We start from the raw sequence: 21,472 nt of genomic DNA, 5'->3' as shown, positions 1-21,472 counted from the left end.
TAGAAGCCTTAGTTATGAAAGCAATCATACTTGCAGCGGGAATGGGTACTCGCTTGGGTAAATACACAGAGAACATGCCCAAGGGAATGTTGAATTTTAATGGCAAACCGCTTATTGAATGGCAGATATTGCAATTAAGAAAAGCTGGAATAGATCAAATTATTATAGTTACCGGTTATAAAAAAGAAAAAATAAATTTTTCCAATATACATTACTATCACAATCCCAACTATGCAACAACCAACATGGTTGAATCTCTACTGTGTGCACGTGATGAATTAAATTCTGACATACTTATTACATACTCAGATATTATTTTTACTGATAAATTGGCGAAATTGATTACTGAGAGTAAAGCAGATATTGGAGTTGCTGTAGATAAGTCGTGGAGGGACTATTGGCAAATGCGATATGGCACAACAGAAAATGATTTAGAGTCCTTAACGGTTAAGGACAATAAAATTGTGGAACTTGGAAAATCAGTCAATAACTCTTTAGGAATAGATTTCAGATATATCGGAATGATTAAATTTTCAGTAAATGGTATTCAAAGAGCCCTTGATATATATGATAATAAAAAAATGAAAAACGAGTACTGGATACAATCAGGAAAAGAATTTAAGCAGGGTTATATGACCGATATGTTAAATGAATTAATTCTTATGGGAAATATTGTTACTCCTATTGTTTCTGATGGTGGATGGCTGGAGTTCGATACTTTTGAAGATTATGAAATAGTTCTAAAAAAAATTAAAGGGGGAATCATTACTTATCCATGATCAGAAGGTCGTGGCGATTTGAAATATAAAATAAAAAAAATTTGTGCGAAATAGCAGCGAAAATCCTTTTTATCTCAAAAAGATTTGTGCTAATACCCGACTTGAGTCAGCGATGGGAGTGCCTCGGCAATTTTGTTAGCTATGACGGATTGAAACATCAGCCCAAATGATATTAACAACATACTTTTAAGAATTTATTCTTATGAAGAGGAAGAAAATCAAAACAGTGATTAACTTCGGCTTCGATAAAACGTACGGAGTACGTATTTCATCGGACAAAAGTTTTTTTGTTTATGGCAAAGAAAAAAGATAAATTCGAAAAAAAGAAAAAGAAGAGCCCATCCCCAGCCCTTCCCCAAGGGAAGGGAGCAAAAAAAGAAGTCCTCCCCTTGGGGGAGGATTTAGGTGGGGCTTCGGAATCACTCGGCAATGTGACGCATGTAGACGGCATGTACCAGAACTGGTTTTTGGAATATGCTTCGTATGTGATTCTCGAACGCGCTGTGCCGTATGTGGAAGATGGACTGAAGCCCGTTCAGCGCAGATTGTTACACGTGTTGTGGGAATTAGAAGATGGACGCTATAATAAGGTAGCGAACCTGATCGGGCAGACGATGAAGTATCACCCGCACGGTGACGCGAGCATTGGTGACGCGCTGGTTCAGTTGGGACAAAAAGATTTATTGATTGACACGCAGGGAAACTGGGGAAATATTCTCACAGGCGATAGCGCGGCAGCGCCACGATACATTGAAGCGCGTCTTTCAAAATTTGCGCTGGATGTTTTGTATGCTCCTAAAGTTACGCAGTGGCAGTTGAGTTATGACGGAAGAAACAAAGAACCTGTTTTTCTTCCTGCAAAGTTTCCGCTTTTGCTTGCGATGGGCGTGGAAGGAATTGCTGTCGGACTTGCGTGTAAAATTCTTCCGCACAACTTTATCGAACTCATAGACGCAAGCATTTCTATTCTTCAGGGAAGAAATAAAAAAATCTATCCTGACTTTCCCACAGGAGGAATGGCAGACTTTGCTGATTACAATGATGGAAAACGCGGAGGAAAGATTCGTTTACGTGCGAAGATGTCTCAGTTGGATAAGAAAACGCTGGTGGTGAATGAAATTCCTTTCGGCACAACTACAACTTCCTTGATTGAATCAATCATCTCGGCAAACGACAAAGGAAAAATAAAAATTAAAAAAGTTGAGGATAACACTTCTGAAACTGTTGAAATACAAATCCACCTTTCTGCAGGTGTTTCGCCTGATGTAACGATGGACGCGCTGTACGCTTTCACGGATTGCGAAGTTTCAATTTCTCCGAATTCCTGCATTATTGAGGATGAGAAGCCGAAGTTCATTGGCGTAAGTGAGATTCTGAAAATTTCTACTGACAGAACATTAAGTATTCTAAAACAGGAACTTGAATTTCAAAAAGCAGAACTCTTAGAGCAATTGCATTTTTCTTCGCTCGAAAAAATATTCATTGAAAAGAAAATCTACCGCGACATTGAAACCTGCGAAACATGGGAAGAAGTTATTGAAGCAATTGATAAAGGCTTAAAACCTTACAAAAAGTTGTTTGTCCGTGATGTTACTCGCGATGATATTCTTCGCCTTACAGAAATAAAAATCAAACGCATTTCCAAATTCGATAAAAAGAAAGCAGATGAAGAAATAAAAGAATTGGAAAAGAAAATTGGTGAGGTGAAACATCATCTGGCTCATCTTACCGATTATGCTATTGACTATTTCAAAAATCTCAAAGAGAAATACGGAAAAGGAAGAGAACGAAAAACGGAAATTAAAGCATTTGAAACAATTGTCGCGACACGCGTTGCCGCCAACAATGTAAAACTCTATGTGAACCGCGATGAGGGTTTTGCCGGCTCAAGCATGCGCAGCGATGAATTTGTCTGCAATTGTTCTGACTTGGATGACATTATAGTTTTCGCAGGAGACGGAACGATGAGAATGATCAAAGTAACCGACAAAGCGTTCGTTGGAAAAGATGTGCAATACATTGGCGTATTCAACAAAGAGGATGACCGCACGGTGTATCATATGATTTATCGCGATGGATTGAAAGGAAATGTGTATGTGAAACGGTTTAGCATAAAAGGTGTGATACGCGATAAGGAATATGTTCTCACGCGCGGAAACGAAGGTTCAAGAGTTCATTACTTAAGCGTGAATCCAAATGGAGAAGCGGAAGTTGTGACGGTTATTCATAAGGAGAAAAAACATTTGAAGAAATTGGAATTTGAATTTAATTTCGGTGAACTGGATATTAAAGGAAGAGATTCTGTTGGAAATATTCTTACCCGAAATCCAGTGAAGAAAGTGGTTCAGGAAGAAAAAGGAAAAGCAACGCTTGCTGCCATCAAAATCTGGTTTGATGAAACTGTTCACCGTATTAACAGGGATGAACACGGCAAATATCTTGGAGAATTTTCCGGGGATGATCAAATTCTCACCATTACTAAAAAAGGATTTTTTGAATTGCACACCTTCGATCTGAGCGAGCATTTTGACGAAGGAATTGTACTCATAGAAAAATTCAAACCAGGAAAACCAATTTCAGTTGTGCATTACGATGCGGATGACAAGCAAGAATATGTTAAGCGTTTCATGATTGAAGCCGCAAGCCGAAAAACACTTTTTATTTCAGAATCTGATGGCTCATCCGTAGAAGCTGCATCAACTGCTGCAAACCCTATAGCAGAAATCACTTTCAGAACAACAGACGGAGTGCAGCCAAGAAATAAAAAATTAAATCTTGCTGAGTTTATCGATGTGAAAGGAGTTAAAGCGAAGGGAAATAAACTTTCGGATTATAAAGTGAAGGATATTGTTATAGCCCCCTCCAACTCTCCAGATGGGGGAGAGCCAATTGCTGAAGAAAAAGTAGTTGTGAAATCAGAGAGTAAGAAGAAGGAGGTAAAAGAAAAAAGCAATACGAAGCAAATCTCCTCCCCTTCGGGGAGGTCGGGTGGGGCTACAAAAGACAGCGGACCTCGCATAGTGGAATTTGAAATTGTTCCGAAGAGAAAAGAGAGTGTGAAAGAATTTAATCCAAAGGATAAAAAGTCAAAAGAGAAAAAAGTCAAAAGTCAAAAGCAAAAAAAGAAAGGCAAAGCAGGAAAAAATCAAATGAAATTATTCTAAACTAATCCTGCGAAAGCTTTAGCAACAAAGAATGCGGCTCCGGCTGCTGCCAAACCAATCAGCGTAACTTTTATTGCACCCATTAAAGCCGGCTGTCCTGTCACTTTGCTTTTGAAATATCCGAATATAAAAAGGCATACCATGGTGAGTGCGGAAGAAACAATTAATCCTTCGTGCGGAGTAGCAGTGAAGAAATAAGCAGTCAATGGAATCAAACCTCCAACGATATATGAAATGCCGATAGTGGCTGCGCTGTTCAGCGCACGGTTTGCGTGTGGCTCTTCAAGTCCCAATTCAAACTTCATCATGAAATTTACCCATTGGTCTTTGTCTTTTGCAAGTTCATCGGCAATCATGTTTTGCGATTGTTCGCTCAATCCGTAATTGCGAAAGACTTCTCTTACTTCCTCTTTTTCTTTTTCAGGCAGATGTTCAACTTCATCGTATTCGCGCTTGAGTTCAGATTCGTAATGGTCTATTTCAGTTCTTCCTGCAAGATAGCCGCCTAATCCCATGGCAATGCTTCCGGCAACAATTTCTGCAATGCCTGCTGTGATCACAATAGTATTGCTTTGCAATGCACCACTGAGTCCTGCCGCTAAAGCGAAAGGAACGGTAAGTCCGTCAGCCATTCCGATTACTACATCTGTAATAAAAGCGGAACTCTTTAAGTGTTTTTCCTCGTGTTGATGCTGGTGCATGGTGTGGTGTTTGTTAATTGAAATGAGTGAAATCAATAAGATGTAAAAGTATTTCTTTTATATCTTTGATGAAATAAAATATATATCCATGAGAAAAAGTATTCATTTCATTTTATTCAGCGCGCTTCTCTTGTGCGCTACAAATCTTTCCGCACAATATCTGTATGATAAATCGGGAAGCACTGTGGGAAGAATTGATGGCAACTATGTTTATGACGCATCGGGCGCAACGCTCGGCAGATTTGACGGGAATTATATTTACGATAAATCAGGAAGTACACTTGGGCGAATTGATGGAAATTATGTTTATGATGCTTCCGGAAGTTCTTTGGGAAGAATAGATGGCAACTATATTTATGATAAATCAGGAAGTTCGCTTGGGAGAATAGATGGAAACTATTTGTATGATACCTCCGGCTCCACACTTGGAAGAGTTGATGGAGTTAATTCTCAGCAGGCGATTCTTTTTTTCTATTTCTTTTTCTATTGAAAAACCCCTGTTTTCATTTCTTTATTTTCTGAACATTCCGCGTCTTCTCAAATAATCGTATCTTTATTTCGTTTCCTGTTAGATTTCATTTTCAAATGAGAAAAATTATTTATATATTTTTTCTTCTGCATCTGCCCTCTGTCTTCCTGCATTTTACGTTTTCGCAAACGCTTCCTTCTGCTTCCCTCGATAAAATAAAAAAGGCAACTGTCTTTATAGAAGTTAAACATCATTTCATTCTTACGGGCGAAGAGTTAAGTTCATCGGGCAGCGGATTTTTCATTAACGATAAAGGGTGGATTGCCACCAACTATCACGTCATTCAATCTTTGCTGGGAGATTACAACGCAACGTATCCCACAAAAATTAATCAGATAAAAATTACCCGTAACAGCGGAACTTCAGAGTACAAGACTTACAGCGCCACTATTGTTTCCATAGATAAAGATAACGACCTTGCCATTCTCGCTGTGAGCGATTCGTTAAAACTTCCATATGTTGAAATTGATACGTCAAAGCTAAATGAACTTGCTTCTGTCTGGATTTTTGGATTTCCGTTTGGTGATGAGTTTACGGTTTTACAGCGCGGTCCTGAAATCACAGTGAACAATGGTTCTGTTTCGGCTTTGCGGCATGATGACAGAAATGAATTAAACAGTTTGCAGGTGGATGCTGTTATCAATCACGGCAACAGCGGTGGTCCTGTAGTAAATGAAAATGGAAAAGTAGTTGGCATCATCAACAGTATGATGGGAAATACGCGTATCAACTTTGCTGTACCATCGCATTACCTTGGTAAATTAATGAAAGACATTCCTGATGGGTTTTCCATATCAGAAACAACGCATCTAAAAATCAAAACCATTCCTGAAGATGCGCAAGTGTTTGTAGACAGAGAAAAATTATTTTCTAAAGATGGATACAAGGATGATTTTAAACCGAATGGATTGCACTCGATCTTTATCATGAAAAAAGGATATGAATCCTTTATGAAGGAAGTGAGCTTTACGGGAAAGTATGAGGAAGCAATTACGTTGAGTTCAGAAAAAAATCTTGTTGTTCCTGCTAAAGATAAATCTGATAAAAAAGAAATTACTACCGCTTCATCAATAACTAATACCGAAGAAGTATTAATGAAAGAGAATTTTGATGATGCAAAAAGATTTGATGGATGGGAGCAAAGCACAGGGGGAGAAAAAAACAGAACATGGTATCTGGAGGACGGAAAGCTCAACCAGTTCGAAAACAATGGAACGCTTCATGCCATTTACCTGGGTGATAAAAACTGGAACGATTACACTGTGAAAGCAAAAGTAAAAATCACTAATGAGGGCGGTGGGATGGAGGCAGACAGCAGGGCTGGAATTATTTTTCGGGAGACCGAAAATGGTTTTTACCTTCTGAGGATTCACAAGGAAACCAACAAAGCGCAACTGGCATATCATTGCAAAAGTCCATTCGGATGGTTTATCATCACCGAAAAGAAATTAGACGATGACATTGAAATCGGAAAATGGTATCGGCTTTCCGCTTCTGTAAGTGGAAATAGTATTTCATGTTTTCTTGACGGAAAAAATTTATTCAATGTGAATGCGTCTTATTCAATGGGTGGAAGAGTGGGGTTCTATTCGGTCGAGAGCAAACCTGTTTTTGACAGTTTAACGGTTGTGAAAACAAAAAACATTGAAACTGGCAACATTTCACAAACCCCTTCGCTTGTTTCGTTTTGGTTTTCTGACAATTTTGATTTGAAATCAAACTGGTGGTATCAGTACAAAATAAATAACGGAGCGGAAGAACTCAGCCCTCTTTATATGGTGGATGGTTCTTTCGCCATCACAGAAGAATGCGACACGCCTCAAATAATGGAATTCACAAAATACAAACTTGCAGATTTTGTAATGAGCATTGTTGTTTCCATTGATGAGGGAAAGAAGGATGCGCTGTTTGAAATAATTTTAAGAAAAGATAATCAAAATCAAATCTCGCTGCGTTTCGAGAAAGAGAAAAATAAATTATCTCTTATTCAGAATGAGAACGGGAAAGAAAAAATTCTGAAAGAGAAAAATATTGTTTCAAAAATTTTCGGCTCAACAGCATCCATACAAGTTAAAGCGGATGGTAATTCGATTTCTGTTGGCTCTGATTATTCCACATGGCTAAGTTATGACAACAAAAATATTCTGATGAGTGCAGGAAGAATTGGTTTTGAATCGCAGAATGTTCGGCTCGCTTTTCATCAGCTAACGCTTTCTTCCATCGCAGAGCAGCCCGTTAAAGAAAAAGGAAAGAAGTAATAATGATGAGATACATTCATTTTTCAAAATTATTCTTCTTTTCCATTGCATCCGTATTCATTTGTCTGCATCCGGCATTTTCTCAAAAAAAACTAGAAAAAGAAAAGAAGGAAATAGTAGGTGAAGGGCTTGCCCTTTATACACTCATCCTTGCCAACTGGACATCCAATGATTTGTATTATGAAAATGAATTCAATACAAGTTATGTAAAAGGATATTTATCCTATCGGCAAAAAGATACCATCAAAACGATTTTCTGGAGAGAGATTGATACAACATCGGCAGAATACAAAGCAAAAAATTTTAAGCAGGCGGGAGATACCGGAATTGTTGCTCAGCAGCAACCGAAAAAAACAGAAGACCTTCGCGTTATTATAAAGACCATCTGTTATCCTAAAATGATCGTTAAAAAAAATAATTCTGAAATAATTGAGGAAGAAGAAAGAGAACCAACCGGACAGGAAAAAATTCTGATGGATTATCGCTCAATGGTTTACAAAGAAATTAATACAGACACTTCCTTTTTTAAACTATATGCTGAAACATCGCTCAAAGCAGTTCCATTTGATGCAGGCAAAGAAGTGAAAGTATATGTGTATTCATCTGTGAAGAAGGATGGCATAGTTCCTTTTGGCGGTGATTATCTTTTGGTGTATGACAAGAAAACAAAAATGCTGATAGAAAAAACTGATTTGCATAAGGATTGCGTTTTTATTTCCATTCAATACAAAGGAAAATCGTATGATGTCAGCAAAGCTACGATTCACACTCACAAAGAAGGAGCATCCGAACTGATTACACCCACCGACATAGCAACGCTTCTGTTGTATAAAAGCCAGTTAGAGTGGGATGAACATCATGTGGTGGCAGGAAAATACACGTGTGTATTTACTTTAGTTGACAAAAAGCTTGACATTATTCCTACTTCAGAATTTGAATACCTCAAAAAGAAAAAGATTCAAAACGCGGAAGAGGAGCAAAAAGGGAAAATGCATTAAACATTTAACACTTTTTCCTTCCCTTTACGAAATATTTTGCTTTCCTTTGGTCTCCTTTAAAAAACTATCTATGAAAAACCTTTTACTCATTACATCTGCCTTCTGCCATCTTACATTTTACATTCATTCACAGAATGTAAACATCACCCTTGCCGGGCAATTAAGTTACGGAACACAGGAACTTTCAAATATATGGGGATGGAAAAGCCCGGTGGATGGAAAAGAATATGCCCTCGTTGGCGCTGCCAATGGTTTGTCCATTGTGGATGTGAGCAATCCGTCCGCTCCAACAGAAATAATCCAGGTTCCTGTTCCGCCTGCATCTGCCAACTGTTCATGGCGCGAAGTGAAAACATGGGGAAACTATGCCTACGTTACTACCGAATGCGGAACAATGGGTTTGCAGATTATTGACTTGACAAATCTTCCGGCAACCAATCTTTTAACCGCTACATGGACTCCTACCATAAACACTGTACAGTTAAAAACAATACATGCTTTGCATATTGATAACGGGAAATTATATCTCTATGGAAGCAATGTTGGAGGACAAGGAGCAATTATTGCCGATGTCAGCACAACTCCAATGGCGCCAGTTTATCTTGGAAGCTATGATGCAGGTGGATACATTCACGATGGATATGTGCGTAATGATACCATGTATGCATCGCATGTCTATGCCGGCACGGTAGAAATTGTTAACCTCACGAATCCTGCAAGCGGCATTCCGCTCGCTTCTTTTTCCACTCCCGATAACTTTACGCACAACACATGGCTTTCCACCGATGGAAAAACCTGTTTCACTACCGATGAAGTGAACAATTCTTTTCTTGCCGCATTCGACATTTCTAATTTCAGCAATATCACGCTGCTCGACAAAATACAATCGAATCCCGGAAGTGGCTCTATCGTGCACAATACGTATATCGTTAATAAATTTGGAATTGACTATGCGGTAACTTCATGGTATAAAGATGGGCTTACCATCGTGGATGCTTCTAACCCTTCAAATCTTATTCAGGTAGGCAACTATGATACTTCACCTTCCATGTCGGGCGGAGGGTATGGAGGATGCTGGGGAGTTTATCCATTTCTTCCTTCGGGAATAATTGTGGCTTCAGATATTGAACTCGGGCTTTTTGTTTTAAATTCTGTTCATTTAACAACAGGTGTAAATGAAAACACTGTTGAAAATTTGCCGGTGAATGTTTATCCGAATCCAAATAATGGGAAGTTTACGGTCTACGGTCTGCAGTTTCCGGTTCAAATACATATTTACAATTCTTTAGGTGAAATTGTCCGTGAACAAACTGTAAACAGTAAACAGGAAACCGTAAATCTAAGCGAAGCGAGGAGTGGAATTTATTTCTATCAACTCTTTTCAAACGATAAAATAATTGCAACCGGAAAACTATGCGTTGAATGATTTGTCCCGAAGGGACTCCTTCGGAGCGAAAGTCCTGATAAGATCATGATGCAGTAATTTTTTTTTATTTATATTTGTCATATTGTTATTTGTACAATCAACAAAACCAAATCTACAATGAAAAATTCTTGTTTCATTAAAATCACCACGGTAGCTTTCTTATTTGTTTTAATGGCAGCATCAATTATCAGCTGCAAAAAGAAAGACCCTGAATTAACATTGCCTCCCTCTTCATCCATGGCGATTGAAGTTGGAAATTTCTGGGATGGCACGGCAAAACTTGCCGGCACCGCTACGGACACTACAAAAAGCAATCTTATTTTTGCCGGAACAAACGTACTCGTCTGGAATGTTATTCTCACAGTAGGTTTGGCAGTTCCGGTCGCCTCTTTTGCCGAATCATTCAAGCATCAGGCAGAATGGAATAAAAAAAGTAAAGATTGGGTATGGTCCTATTCTGTACCTGTTGGAAACGATTCATATAGCTGCAAACTGCACGGAAAAGAAGACGGAGATAATGTAAACTGGTCAATGCACCTATCTAAAGACGGTGGCTTTTCTGATTTCATTTGGTACACCGGAACTTCTAAAAAAGATAATACAAGCGGGGTATGGACATTAAACGATAATCCTACTAATAAAACTCCTTTATTGCAGATTGACTGGACCAAAAATTCAATCGGCACCTGCGATATCCGCTATACGAATGTTGTTCCAGGTGGAGCCGAAAACGGAGGATACATCAACTACGGAATTGCAAGCGACCCCGTGTATGATGCCTATTATTATATTTATAACAAAGGGCAGAATAACCTTACCAGCATTAAATGGAACAGAAGTTCAATGGCAGGCAGGGTATTAGACCAGTTCCACTTCTCCGATTCACAATGGCATTGCTGGAATACTGTTTTGGTGAATGATACTTGTCAGTAATTAAAAGGACATCTTTGAAATCTTATACAAAGTAAAGTTCTATCTGAATTTATTTCTATAAATGAACAAGTAAAAAAAGAAATGCATTTATCAGTTATTGAGCGCCTTTTCTATTTTGTTTTCAACCTGATGCAATCTGCGTTCAAAAATAATTCCCGCCCTTTCCTTGTTTGCGTAGTATGAAATTGTTTCCTTTGATGCGCCATGCTAATATACAGCCCATACAAATGAAACTAATAATAATAAAACAACCATTCGTATTATTTGTATCATTGGTATTCATTTGTATATTGGCATTTTATTCATTCGTATAACACTAAAATCCTTTTTATGAAAAAACTTAAAAAGATTCAAACTGATAAAAGACATGGATTCAAACGGATGTTATCTGTCTGCATCTGTTTTAATCTGTTTGCTTCTGCATTCAGCCAAAACCTCAACGTTACTCTGGCAGACCAGTTAACCTATGGCGCCACAGCCCTTTCCAATATCTGCGGCTGGAAAAGTCCCATTGATGGAAAAGAATACGCACTGGTAGGTGCGGCTAACGGATTATCAGTGGTGGATATAACAAATCCGGCAAATGTTTTTCAGGTCACGCTCGTATCAGGTCCCAACTGCACCTGGCGCGAAATCAAAACGCTTGGCAATTATGCCTACGTTACCACCGAGTGCGGAACCATCGGCTTGCAAATTGTTGACCTCACCAATCTTCCCGCAACCCCGCTTCCCGTTGCCACATGGGCTCCCACCATCAGCAGCACAGTGCTGAAAACAATTCATGCCTTGCATATTGATGAAGCAAAAGGAAAAATTTATTTATTCGGAAGCAACATTGCCAATCAGGGAGCGCTCATCGCTGATATCCAGACAACGCCTATGGCTCCCATTTACCTCGGCAAATATGATAACCGCTACATCCACGATGGGTATATTCGCAACGATACCATGTATGCCTGCCACATTTATGAAGGTGATTGCGAAGTAGTGAATGTGGCAAATCCTGCTGCCGGAGTTTCTATAGGTGATTTTGCTACTCCAAACAATTTTGCGCACAACGCATGGCTTTCTGCCGACAGCAAAACCTGTTTCACCACCGATGAAGTCAACGATTCTTACCTTGCTGCTTTTGATGTATCTGCTCTCGGCAACATTACGGAACTTGACAGAATACAATCCAATCCCGGAAGCAATTCTGTAGTGCACAACACGCACATTATTAATGTGGGAGGAAATGATTTTGCGGTTACTTCATGGTATAAAGATGGCTTCACCATTGTGGATGCCGGAAGGCCGGACAATCTCGTTCAGGTTGGTAATTATGACACAGCGCCCACCGCATCGGGTTCAGGCATGAGTAATGATTGGGGAGTTTATCCCTTCTTTCCATCCGGAACAATTGTAGCTTCTGATATGGCGAATGGTTTATTTGTTTGTTCCCCAACCTATGTCCGCGCAAGTTATCTCGAAGGAGTGGTCACCGATTGCATTACCGGAAATCTTCTCAGCGGTGCGCTGGTGCAGATTGTAAATCCTCCTGCCTACAGTGTTAATTCTTCTTCTGATATTACCGATGGGCAGGGCAAATACGGAGTGGGTGTTGTTACTGCCGGAACGTATACGGTAACAGTTTCTAAACAAGCATATATTTCTCAGACTTTTACAGTTTCTGTTACTTCAGGAAATGTGACTGCGCTTAATGTTCAGCTCTGCTCACTAACCCCTCCTTTCAACTATACAGGAAATGTTTTTGATAATCCTACAACAAACGGAGTGAACGGAGCCTTTGTACACATTCAGGATTCAAGTTTGATTTGGGATACCATCACCGATGCCAGCGGAAACTTTACTATTCCAAACATGCTGGGTGGCACGTATGATATTCTTATCGGTCAGTGGGGCTATATCACTAAATGTTTTTCCGGAATAAATCTTAATTCATCTTCAGGTCCTTTAAGCGTGGGTCTTGACCCCGGCATTTATGACGACTTCAGTTTTGATTTCGGCTGGACAGTTTCAGGATTAGCTGCAAATGCATGGGAGAGAAGCATTCCGGTAGGAACTTATGATGCTGCCAATGGCGGTGCAACGGCAAATCCGGATGCAGATGTACAAAACGATTGCTCTGACGAAGCGTTCGTTACTGATAACGGTGGCGGAGCTGTTTCTGACCACGATGTGGATCCACCGGGATACACCATTCTCACATCGCCAACTTTTAATCCCACTGCTTACACCGATGCCTATGTAAGTTATTACCGCTGGTTCTACGATGCCAAGCTAAACGCCAACCAGCCGAACGATACCATGAACATTTATATTACGAATGGAAGCACCACTGTTCTGCTTGAACGAATGATAAAAAGCACTGTAGGAAACGGAACATGGCTTCATAAAACATTCAAGATATCCACCTTTGTAACTCCCTCTGCTAACATGCAAATAATTCTCAGCACATCAGATGCCGGACCCGGAGGAACTATAGTGGAAGGTGGCTTGGATAAATTCTTTGTCTATGATTCGGCAGCAAGCGCTGTGAATAATTTAGCTGCTGAAAACGGCAATGTTACGGTGTATCCCAATCCTTCTAACGGAAGGTTTACGGTTTACGGTTTACAGTCTCCTGTTGAGTTTTCTGTTTATAATGTGATGGGGGAGAAAGTTGTTGAGTTGATGAGTGCAAAAGTTAAGAAGTTAAACTCAATCCCTCAACAACTCAATAACTCAATAACTCTTGATTTAACTTCTCAGCCCAGCGGAATGTATTTCTACAAAATAACCTCAGGCAAAGAGATTATTTCTTCAGGGAAATTAATGATAGAGTAGAGGAGATTGTTTTTAAAAAGTCCGTTCGGTCCCATAGTTATCGGAATTTCGAACGGGCTTTTTTATTGCTCTCTTTCTTCGGACTTTCTTAACTCACCTGACATAAAGTGATATGCTTTGCTGATAACCTGAGAATATGTTTTGGCTTGAAACTCTTTACCGCTGCCAAGGGTTTTATCTATAATCGTCATGGTAAAAATCTCATCATCATTCATATCAAATGATACCGTGTATTTAAGAAGAATGGCTTTTAACTTTGTTGTGTTTCTCATTTCTTATGTAACTCAGCTTGCTTTTAGTATTACGTGAAAAGTAACTCCGCGTCTATCGGGGAATGAATTTACCTACTTTTGAATCAATCAAATTATTTTTTTATAAACCCCCTGTATGAAGAAAAATAAAGTAACCATGATGGACGCCTTCAAGTCCTTCATCTGGCCGAGGCGGAAACTTGTTTTGATTGGATTAATTTTAATTGTCATCAGCAGAGCGGCAAGTTTGGTGCTGCCCGGAGCAAGCAAATATCTGATGGACGATGTAATTGTCAATAAGGATATGCACATGCTAAAACTTTTGCTGTTGGCGGTGGCGGGTTCAATCATTGTTCAATCCGTAACATCTTTCCTTTTAACAAAACTATTGAGTGTGGAAGCGCAGCATTTAATTTCTCTGCTGAGAGTGAAAGTGCAGAAACAGATTCTTTCTCTCCCCATCCGGTATTTCGATAACAATAAATCGGGCGCGCTCGTCTCAAGAATTATGAATGATGTGGAAGGAGTGAGAAACTTAGTTGGCACAGGGTTGGTGCAACTCGTTGGCGGAACACTTACTGCGATTGTTTCTTTGGTGCTGCTTATCAGAATTAGTCCGATGATGACTTTATATGTTTTAGTTCCCGTTGGAATATTTGCGTTGATCGCCCTGAAAGCTTTCGGCACGATTCGCCCTATCTTTAAAAAAAGAGGTGAAATAAATGCGAACGTAACCGGAAGATTAACCGAAACCATCAGCGGCATCAGAGTAGTAAAAGGATTTAATGCAGAAGATCAGGAAAACACTGCATTCGAAAAAGGAGCAGCGCTTCTTTTTGAGAACGTAAAGAAGTCTCTCACCTCAACTGCCCTTATCACGAGCGCTTCCGCTCTGCTGTTGGGTTTGGCATCCACAGCCATTATGGGAATAGGAGGGTACAGAATTATGCTTGAGCAAATGACCTTTGGAGAGTTTCTTTCTTTCACGCTTTATCTTGGCTTCATGATTGCGCCCATTGTGCAGATGAGCAATATCGGCAGTCAGCTCACAGAAGCGTTTGCGGGATTGGACAGAACGCAGGAAATAATGAACATGGAACCTGAGAACGATGAATCAAAACGAACGATTCACTTAAAAAATATTATCGGAAATATTAAATATGATAACGTGTCATTTGCCTACGAAGAAGGAAAAGAAGTGGTACGCAACATTAGTTTTGATGCGCCTATCGGTTCTGTTACAGCGCTGGTAGGAACATCCGGTTCAGGCAAATCAACCATTGCATCACTGGCTGCATCCTTCATCACCCCGGATTCGGGAACGATAACCATTGATGAAAATGATTTATCGAAAGTGAATTTAAACAGCTACCGGAAATATTTAGGCGTGGTGCTGCAGGATGAATTTTTATTTGAAGGAACCATTAGGGAAAATATTCTTTTCCCGCGACCTAACGCTTCTGCTGAACAATTACAAAAAGCAGTGATAGCAGCGTATGTAAACGAATTTACAGACCGGTTTGAAAAAGGATTAGATACGTTGATTGGCGAAAGAGGTGTAAAACTTTCCGGTGGGCAGCGCCAGCGCATTGCCATTGCACGCGCTATTTTAGCCGACCCTAAAATTATTATTCTGGATGAAGCCACTTCCAATTTAGATACCGAAAGCGAAGCGCTCATCCAAAAAAGTTTGGGTGAACTTATGAAAGGAAGAACCACTTTTGTTATCGCCCATCGTTTAAGCACCATCCGTCAAGCCACACAAATATTAGTGATTGAAAACGGCAGAATAGAGGAACAGGGAATACATCAGGAACTGATAGATAAAAAAGGAAGATACTTTGAGTTGTATACTTATCAGGCGAGGATATGATGAATTGTCTGAAATTGAAATGCTAATAGTTTATTCATCTTCAGCAAAGGTTAATACATATCCGTTATTATCTGTAATTGAAAATTCAGTTGCGCCATAAAATGTTTTTTCAAGACCTTTAATAACCGTCACTTTATCTTTTATGCTGTCAAAAAATGTTCTGATGTTTTTCAGTCCGATATAAAGCAAAAGTGATCCACCGTCATGTCTGCTGATGGCAGGCAACCCATCAGCTAAACTGTCAAAAGTTTGGAACATGAAAGTAACATTGCCGCATTTCATCATTGCCCAAACATAGTCGCCTTGGTCGGGAACGGTTGTTATTAATTCAAATCCTAATTGCCGGTAAAAGTCAATTGTCTTATTAATGTCCTTTACAAAAATGTTTGGAGATACACTATCCATATTTTATTTTTTTTCATTCCTTCCTGGAGAAGGAAAAGCGGTTTACCAAATCACTACTCTCACAGAATCGTCACGGTACATTCCATCACCTGCTTTTATATTAAACGCTTCGTAAAATTCTTTGATGTTGCTCAAAGGTCCATCCACGCGAAACTGCGAGGGCGAATGCACATTGGTCATGATTTGATTCGCCAGGGCTTCATCCGTGCGCTGAAACATCCATGAGTAAGCGAATGCTAAAAAGTAACGTTGCGCAGGGGTGAGTCCGTTGATGATTTTGTTTTGCTTGTATTGCTCTGTTTTCTTAAATGCTTCAAATCCCATTATTGCTCCGCCAAGGTCGGCAATGTTTTCACCAAGCGTTGCTTCTCCGCGCACATGCAAACTGTCGAGCACCGTGTATGCGCTGTATTGCGATGCTAAAAGATTTGCGCGCTTGGCAAATTTAGCGCTGTCTTCTTTTGTCCACCACCCTTTCAGGTTTCCTTCCGCATCATACTGTCTTCCTTCATCGTCAAAACCGTGCGTAATCTCATGCCCGAAAGTGGAGCCGGCAATCACTGCATAAATCACTGCGTCATCAGGGATGCTGTCAAAACCAGGAACAATGATGTTGCAACCTGGAATACATATCTCGTTATTCGTTGGTTCGTAATATGCGTTGTACGTTTCGGGAGTCATTTGCCATTCGGTGCGGTCAACCGGTTTTCCAAAATGATTGACGTTATAATTATAATGCCATTCAGCAGTTCGCATCACATTCATGCAATACGCATTACGGTCAATTTCCAGCGAGGAAAAATCCTTCCACTTATCGGGCCAGCCGAGTTTCATGGTGACTTTGCTTAACTTGTACAGCGCTTTTTGTTTGGTGGTGTCGCCCATCCAATCCAGTTTTTTTATATGCTCCGCATACACTTCCATAAGGTTATTCGCAAGTTCAATGAATTTTTCTTTGGTTTCTTTGGGCAAATAATTTGCAACGTATTCCTGGCTCAGAATCTGTTCTAGATCATTTTCTGTTTCCTCGACTACTCTTTTCCATCTTGGCTTTTGCTCTTTCTGTCCGGATAAAATACGGTTATAGAAATTAAAATTTTCGTCATCAAAATTTTTACTTAAGTACGGTGCATAGGCGCGGATGAGGTTCCATTTCAAATAAGTTTTCCATTCGTCAATACTTACAGTTTTCAGCGAAACATCCACTTGCTTGAAAAACTCGGGCTGACCGGCAATAAGAGTATCAATATTTTTTATTCCAAGCCCAGCCATCATTTGCTTCCAATTTACAGAAGGGCAAAGCTTGTTCATCTCTGCAATCGTCATCTTGTTATAATTTTTATAAGGGTCACGAAGAGCTTCAATGGTACGGCTTGCTTTTGCTAAGGAAGTTTCTAAAGTTAAAATGCTTTTGCAGTGAACATCCGCATCTGTGGCATTATCGCCCATCAGCTTAAATATATTTGAAACGTGCTTCGTATAGGATTCCCTGATATTTTTTGTTCGCTCATCAGTATTTAAATAATAATCACGATCGGGCAGTCCTAATCCACCCTGAACTATGCGTGCCGCATACTTCGAACTGATTTTATCATCACGTGTGACACCGAATCTGAACAGTGGTGAAACAGCAATCGAGTTGAGACTTGCGATAGAAGCCAGCACATCATCTTTTGTTTTTACTGATTCAATTCTTTTCATCTCCTCATCCAGCGGACTCATTCCTAGTTTTTCAATTGTCACGGAATCCATTCCCGAAAAAAAGAAATCACCTATCTTCTGTTTATTGCTTCCCTTCGGTAGATTTGTTTCTTTAGCGTTTGATTCACAGATTAATTTCAGAACATTGTTTACGCTGTCGTTCACAATCAGAAAAATACCATTACCTGTTTCTGAAGCCGGAATCGGATTCTGCTTAAACCATTTTCCGTTAGCGAAAAGATAAAAATCTTTGCTGGCGTTAATGCCTGAATCTATATGCTCAATGAGCGGGTCTTTGATTTTTTTTTCGTCAGATGACGGATTATTATTTCCGCAGGAATAAAAAATAATTCCAGCAAACAAAAGAGAAATGAATTGGATGTGTTTCATAAAAAATGTTTATATCCTGAAAATTAAACTAAAAAGATTCATTGCTGTTAACAAGAAAAGCAAAACCTTTTTATCAATTTATAAGTATTGTAATTTTCCATGAGCGAAAGTAAAATAAAAAAACAGAAATGCAGTAACTGTTAAGCTTTTCTTAGTGTCATTTTTGAAAGTGAGAAACTGTTGCTTCTTTTTCCATCAGTTCAAGCAGCTTGGTGGTGGTGTTCCAATTGCGTATAGTCATATTCTGATACACAGGAAGTGTGATGATTTTAATTAAGCGGCTTTGCGATGCTTTGCTTATAAGCCGGGAAAAGTAAAGAACATATTTCCCTGCACAAGCAGTATCAACGCCCTCTTTTGCGCTGACATTTTTCATTGCTTCGTTTGGGCTAAGAGGCTCTTTTAAAAAAATAACATCGTATCTGTAGTTGTCAGCATCTTTACCAAATCTCCGTGGCGCTTCATCTACAACTTTTTTAAGTTGTTTATGTGAAACGACAACAATACGCGACCTATAATGAAATTTTTCAGACAGCACCTTCTCGATTTTATTTGTCAGTTTAGTTTTTTCCTTTTCATCGGATTGAAACAAAACATTGCCGCTTTGAATGTAGGTTGCAACATCGGTAAAGCCCATGTTTTCAAAACAAGCTTTCAAATCAGACATTTTGATAATGTTGTTACCACCAACATTTACGCCACGTAACAATGCAAGGTAGTGTGTTGCTGCCATGGATTTTATTTACTGCTGCTACTAAGTATTACATTCGCACAAGTTTACATTAACTGCTAATTATATTTTTACTCCAATAATTGTCACATCGTCTACCTGTTCTATATTTCCTTTCCAATCTTGAAATTCTTTTTCTAATTTTTCTTTTTGAGTTTGCATTGGAAGATTATAAAGTGTTGTCAGATTTTCTTTGAGTTGCTTATACATGTACTTTTTGCCTTTTTCACCACCAAATTGATCAGCAAAACCATCCGTAATCAGGTAAAAGGAAGTATTTTTTCTATACTCTATTTTATGTGTTGTAAAAGGTGTTGGATATACAGTTTTACCAATCGGTTGTTTGTCAGGTTTAATCTCTATTAATGAATCATCCTGCATATACCAGAGTGGATTGTTTGCACCGCTCCAATACACTTGTTGATTTTTCAAGTCGATACATAAAAGTGATATATCCATACCATCTTTTACTTCGCTTGTACTTTTTTCAAATGTTTCTAAAACTAATTCTCTTGTTTTGTCGAGTATTTTCCCTGTTTCAATTAAATTAAATTCTTTAACGGTTCTGTTTAAGGCATTGCTGCAAACAACAGAAACCATAGCTCCTGGCACACCGTGGCCGGTGCTGTCAGCAGCAGCTATAAAAAATAAATCATTAATTTTCTCTGCCCAATAAAAATCACCGGCAACAATATCTTTGGGTTTGTAAACAACAAAATTATCCGGCAAATATTTATTTATGAATTCTGCCGGAGGCAGAATGGCTTCCTGCAGGTGTTTGGCGTAAGTAATACTTTCAATGATCTCTTTTTGTTTTTCTTCCACTAATGTTTTCTGGTTTTCAACTTCTGATTTTTGCAATTCAATAATTTCTTTTTGCCGTTGCAATGTTTTATTTGCCTGCCTTCTCAGATAATTACTTCGGATAACAAAAAAGACCAGAACAATAAAAACTAAAATGATGAGCACAAAGAGAACGACTGCTTGTCTTGTATTACTCAACTCCGAATCCTTTGCATTCAATAACTGCATGCCCTTGTCATTCTCACTTTGCAGCTTAGAAATTTCTTCTTGCTTTTTTACAGCATCATATTTTGAGTTGAGTTGGGCAATTTGACTAAAGAGCGCTGTGTTCAGTTCTTTATTGCCGGAATTAATAATATCCGTCAGGGCTTGGTATTCGGCATTTTTTGCTTCGTATTGAATATTTGTTAAAGTATTAAATACATATAACAAAGGCATATGATTGAAATTTGTCATCTCCCAACTAATCGGCTCACCATTTTCATCTGCATAATTATCTGTACTTAAATTAAGACCTTCTTTTATAATGGCTCGGTTTTGTTCCTGTACCAAACTAATTAGTGAATCCCTGAAATTATTAATTACTGATTTTAATTTATATGCTGAAAACCTGTCTTTCCTTACATTGTATTCATTGCCTATCATCAGAAAAGTTGGCACGTCATAATTAACTTTGTTTACAATATTTATTGAAGATAATGTATCTGCCTGAACTTTTGGAATATTGTCTGTTGCAACAACTAACGAAGATTTTAATTCCTTGATGTGAATTACCGTTGAGTCAGTCAGGGTTTTTAATTTATTTGCTTTAATAAATATTTCGGAATTTTTATCTGATGTACCGCTGTTTAATGTGGCGTATAATTGTTTGTTTCTTGAATAAGCTGTTTTGAAAGCAGTTTCACTGTTCACTCCTTGCTGGAGCACGCTATCAATATTTATTTTTCCGCTGCCAGAGTTAATTAAGGCGCTTGTACAATGGCTAAAAAAATAAATTAATAAAAAGAGGTTGTTAGTTCTATCCAAACTTCCTTTTTGGGCTTTTATAAAGTGATAAAATGCATAGGGAAGTACAATGAATAAAAGAAGAAAATTATTAAAGTAATAGAATAATCCTGCACCTGGCCAATGCTGAATCTTAAATAAAAATCCAATTGCAAAAATGAAAATAACTAAAGATTGAAAAATCAAGATCGATTTTGTTATGCTACTCTCTTTTGTTTTCCAGTTTTCAGTTACAAAAAGAGGTAAATAAAAAAAAGCAAAAACAAAAGTGCCGAAGAGCATTAACATACTGGCTCCAGGCCAATGTTGAATTTTAAAAATCTGTCCTGCCAAAGTGGGAATAATTGAAACCCAGATAAAAAATTTTATTGCTAAGGATGGTTTGACCGGAAGCAGGTTCATAATTTCTATTTATAAATTGAGTTTTAAGACGCATTCATTTTCCCATTCATGCTTTCAATAATTACTTTTATTATTCTGATACTTCTTACATTTTTTTTCAGTAAAGACAGATTCATGTTTGCCGGTGTAATGCTCCATAATAATGTCTATTAAGTGATTTTATTTTAATGACCCCGGCATGAACTCCCTGTGGTCTTGCCACAGGGATGAAATGCCGTTGCGCGAAGCGCAAAAGAGTATGTTTACTTCATGGTAGACACGAGCGAGGAGATATGGTACTGGCATCACAATGTATCG

At 38.7% G+C, this 21,472-nt stretch carries 15 protein-coding genes; 9 read left to right on the top strand and 6 right to left on the bottom strand.

Annotated features, from left to right (window positions below):
- The first annotated feature begins 14 nt into the window (after nt 1-14).
- Both HY841_11230 and HY841_11225 read left to right on the top strand, forming a co-directional pair.
- A complete protein-coding gene (locus HY841_11230) occupies nt 15-779 on the top strand; it encodes a phosphocholine cytidylyltransferase family protein (GenBank protein MBI4931327.1) in 765 nt (254 codons plus the stop codon).
- Between the two features lie 293 nt (nt 780-1,072).
- A complete protein-coding gene (locus HY841_11225) occupies nt 1,073-3,943 on the top strand; it encodes a DNA gyrase/topoisomerase IV subunit A (GenBank protein ID MBI4931326.1) in 2,871 nt (956 codons plus the stop codon).
- On the opposite strand, the gene HY841_11220 is transcribed toward HY841_11225, so the two are convergent.
- Nucleotides 3,940-4,644, bottom strand: a complete 705-nt coding sequence (locus HY841_11220; protein ID MBI4931325.1) for a VIT1/CCC1 transporter family protein — start codon at nt 4,642-4,644, stop codon at nt 3,940-3,942. The genes HY841_11225 and HY841_11220 overlap by 4 nt on opposite strands.
- 88 nt (nt 4,645-4,732) lie before the next feature.
- On the opposite strand from HY841_11220, the gene HY841_11215 reads away from it, so the two are divergent.
- The 6 genes from HY841_11215 to HY841_11190 all read left to right on the top strand — a co-directional run bounded on the left by HY841_11215 (nt 4,733) and on the right by HY841_11190 (nt 13,614).
- Nucleotides 4,733-5,134 carry a polymer-forming cytoskeletal family protein gene (locus tag HY841_11215; protein ID MBI4931324.1) on the top strand — a complete coding sequence of 134 codons (402 nt, stop codon included), beginning with the start codon at nt 4,733-4,735 and terminating at the stop codon, nt 5,132-5,134.
- Nucleotides 5,135-5,229: 95 nt separating this feature from the next.
- The gene (locus HY841_11210) at nt 5,230-7,431 is read left to right on the top strand and encodes a trypsin-like peptidase domain-containing protein (GenBank protein MBI4931323.1); all 2,202 of its coding nucleotides are present in this window, start codon (nt 5,230-5,232) and stop codon (nt 7,429-7,431) included.
- 2 nt (nt 7,432-7,433) lie between these two features.
- Nucleotides 7,434-8,429: a hypothetical protein gene (locus tag HY841_11205; protein ID MBI4931322.1), complete on the top strand. Its 996-nt coding sequence runs from the start codon at nt 7,434-7,436 to the stop codon at nt 8,427-8,429.
- A gap of 70 nt (nt 8,430-8,499) precedes the next feature.
- Nucleotides 8,500-9,855 carry a choice-of-anchor B family protein gene (locus tag HY841_11200; protein MBI4931321.1) on the top strand — a complete coding sequence of 452 codons (1,356 nt, stop codon included), beginning with the start codon at nt 8,500-8,502 and terminating at the stop codon, nt 9,853-9,855.
- A 117-nt stretch (nt 9,856-9,972) separates the two neighbouring features.
- Entirely contained in the window at nt 9,973-10,788 is an 816-nt protein-coding gene (locus HY841_11195; protein ID MBI4931320.1) for a hypothetical protein, read from the top strand.
- A gap of 330 nt (nt 10,789-11,118) precedes the next feature.
- Nucleotides 11,119-13,614 (top strand): choice-of-anchor B family protein, encoded by a 2,496-nt coding sequence (locus HY841_11190; GenBank protein ID MBI4931319.1) that lies wholly within the window; start codon nt 11,119-11,121, stop codon nt 13,612-13,614.
- Between the two features lie 62 nt (nt 13,615-13,676).
- Here the strand turns inward: HY841_11190 and HY841_11185 are convergent, their stop codons facing one another.
- Entirely contained in the window at nt 13,677-13,886 is a 210-nt protein-coding gene (locus tag HY841_11185) for a hypothetical protein (protein MBI4931318.1), read from the bottom strand.
- A gap of 115 nt (nt 13,887-14,001) precedes the next feature.
- Here HY841_11185 and HY841_11180 point away from each other — a divergent pair, with 115 nt between their 5' ends.
- Nucleotides 14,002-15,738 (top strand): ABC transporter ATP-binding protein, encoded by a 1,737-nt coding sequence (locus HY841_11180; GenBank protein MBI4931317.1) that lies wholly within the window; start codon nt 14,002-14,004, stop codon nt 15,736-15,738.
- A gap of 30 nt (nt 15,739-15,768) precedes the next feature.
- Here the strand turns inward: HY841_11180 and HY841_11175 are convergent, their stop codons facing one another.
- The 4 genes from HY841_11175 to HY841_11160 form a co-directional block, all read right to left on the bottom strand.
- Complete coding sequence (locus tag HY841_11175) at nt 15,769-16,143, bottom strand: VOC family protein (protein MBI4931316.1); 375 nt, start codon at nt 16,141-16,143, stop codon at nt 15,769-15,771.
- A gap of 42 nt (nt 16,144-16,185) precedes the next feature.
- Nucleotides 16,186-18,234 carry a M13 family metallopeptidase gene (locus HY841_11170; GenBank protein ID MBI4931315.1) on the bottom strand — a complete coding sequence of 683 codons (2,049 nt, stop codon included), beginning with the start codon at nt 18,232-18,234 and terminating at the stop codon, nt 16,186-16,188.
- A gap of 157 nt (nt 18,235-18,391) precedes the next feature.
- Nucleotides 18,392-18,967, bottom strand: a complete 576-nt coding sequence (locus HY841_11165; GenBank protein ID MBI4931314.1) for a DUF1697 domain-containing protein — start codon at nt 18,965-18,967, stop codon at nt 18,392-18,394.
- Nucleotides 18,968-19,027: 60 nt separating this feature from the next.
- Entirely contained in the window at nt 19,028-21,175 is a 2,148-nt protein-coding gene (locus HY841_11160) for a SpoIIE family protein phosphatase (GenBank protein ID MBI4931313.1), read from the bottom strand.
- Nucleotides 21,176-21,472: the final 297 nt, after the last annotated feature.

It is taken from the genome of Bacteroidota bacterium (genome assembly GCA_016213405.1).
GTDB lineage: Bacteria > Bacteroidota > Bacteroidia > Palsa-948 > Palsa-948 > Palsa-948.
This window is presented reverse-complemented; position numbering and strand designations above follow the sequence as displayed.

Coding starts and splice junctions, on each gene's coding strand:
- HY841_11230 (MBI4931327.1), top strand. CDS start 15: ATGAAAGCAATCATACTTGCAGCGGGAATGGGTACTCGCTTGGGTAAA.
- HY841_11225 (MBI4931326.1), top strand. CDS start 1,073: ATGGCAAAGAAAAAAGATAAATTCGAAAAAAAGAAAAAGAAGAGCCCA.
- HY841_11220 (MBI4931325.1), bottom strand. CDS start 4,644: ATGCACCAGCATCAACACGAGGAAAAACACTTAAAGAGTTCCGCTTTT.
- HY841_11215 (MBI4931324.1), top strand. CDS start 4,733: ATGAGAAAAAGTATTCATTTCATTTTATTCAGCGCGCTTCTCTTGTGC.
- HY841_11210 (MBI4931323.1), top strand. CDS start 5,230: ATGAGAAAAATTATTTATATATTTTTTCTTCTGCATCTGCCCTCTGTC.
- HY841_11205 (MBI4931322.1), top strand. CDS start 7,434: ATGATGAGATACATTCATTTTTCAAAATTATTCTTCTTTTCCATTGCA.
- HY841_11200 (MBI4931321.1), top strand. CDS start 8,500: ATGAAAAACCTTTTACTCATTACATCTGCCTTCTGCCATCTTACATTT.
- HY841_11195 (MBI4931320.1), top strand. CDS start 9,973: ATGAAAAATTCTTGTTTCATTAAAATCACCACGGTAGCTTTCTTATTT.
- HY841_11190 (MBI4931319.1), top strand. CDS start 11,119: ATGAAAAAACTTAAAAAGATTCAAACTGATAAAAGACATGGATTCAAA.
- HY841_11185 (MBI4931318.1), bottom strand. CDS start 13,886: ATGAGAAACACAACAAAGTTAAAAGCCATTCTTCTTAAATACACGGTA.
- HY841_11180 (MBI4931317.1), top strand. CDS start 14,002: ATGAAGAAAAATAAAGTAACCATGATGGACGCCTTCAAGTCCTTCATC.
- HY841_11175 (MBI4931316.1), bottom strand. CDS start 16,143: ATGGATAGTGTATCTCCAAACATTTTTGTAAAGGACATTAATAAGACA.
- HY841_11170 (MBI4931315.1), bottom strand. CDS start 18,234: ATGAAACACATCCAATTCATTTCTCTTTTGTTTGCTGGAATTATTTTT.
- HY841_11165 (MBI4931314.1), bottom strand. CDS start 18,967: ATGGCAGCAACACACTACCTTGCATTGTTACGTGGCGTAAATGTTGGT.
- HY841_11160 (MBI4931313.1), bottom strand. CDS start 21,175: ATGAACCTGCTTCCGGTCAAACCATCCTTAGCAATAAAATTTTTTATC.